The following is a 1,150-nucleotide window of genomic DNA, read 5'->3' as shown; positions in this document are numbered from 1 at the left end:
CAACCTCGGCGAGCGTTATGCGGTCGAGGAAATCACTGCCCAGACCATCGATCCGGATTTTTCCCGCAACGCCAAAATCCATCGTGCCTGGAAAATCATGGCTCGTTGACACCTGGATCTGTGTAGGAGCGAGCTCTGCTCGCGATGGTCGACAACGATAACGCGTGCTTTCTGAATGCACGCGGTGTTCTTGAGTCCATCGCGAGCGAGCTCGCTCCTACAGTGCTGGTCAAATTAGTGGCTAATAGCTATAACTCAGTCCATGGCCAAAGGGCTTCTCCGCACCTGGCGTTTTGAGTTTGCGTTTTATGTCGTTGCACGCCGTGCGCCCCAAGATCCTGGGTTTTATCAGTGAAGATGTTTCGGCCTGGCTGGTCGCGCTGCTGGCATTGCTTGTCGGCGGGGTGCTCACCGGGTTGCTGGCGTGGTCGACGCTGAATCTGTATCACCATCAATTGCGGCAACGTTTCCAACTGCTGGCCAGTGAGCGTTACAGCCGTATCGAAGAGCGTTTCGAAGATCAGGAGCAGCGCCTCGATGGCCTGCGCCGGTTTTTCGCCAACTCCGAATCGGTTTCTCGAGCGGATTTCGACGGTTACACCCAGCCTTTACTGCTGCGAACCCAGGCTTACTCCTTTGCCAAACGGGTCACTCGTGACGAGCGGGCGGCGTTCGAGGGGCGAGTGCGTGACGAAGGCTTGAGCAGCTTCACCCTGAGAGAACTCAACGCTGACGGCCAATTGCAACTGGCCGGTGAGCGAGATGAATACGTAGCGGTCCTGTATAGCCAGACGCAAAGCAGACTCGGCCCCCCCCTCGGTTACGACTTGCTGGCCCAGCCGCTACGGCGTGCCACGCTCGATCGGGCCGATCAGCGTGGTGGCATGGCAGTGTCGCAACCGATGCATCTGGTGAGTATCGAGCCGGCTTATGCGCGAGGCGTGCTGCTGGTCGCGCCGGTCACGCAACGCAACAGTCAAGACCTCAATCTCACGAAGCCCTACGGTTATGTCATGKCAGTGATCAGCATGCGCCAGTTGCTGGCGGACGGACTGCCGGAAGCGAGCCGTGACTATCTCTCGGTGCGCATCCTCGATTTGTCGACCGACAAGCAGCACGAGGTGCTGTTCGAGTCGGCCAACCCGCCGGC

The 1,150-nt window shown here is 58.7% G+C and carries 1 protein-coding gene; it reads left to right on the top strand.

Going from position 1 to position 1,150, the window contains the following annotated elements; genetic code table 11:
* Positions 1-308 precede the first annotated feature (308 nt).
* Positions 309-1,150: CHASE domain-containing protein (locus ACXRVY_RS30555; RefSeq protein ID WP_458239147.1), on the top strand; the 842-nt coding region annotated here is incomplete at its 3' end.

It is taken from the genome of Pseudomonas sp. P5_A2_2, from assembly GCF_054177685.1.
The sequence above is the reverse complement of the archived record's forward strand: the minus strand, read 5'-3'. Positions and strand labels throughout refer to the sequence as shown.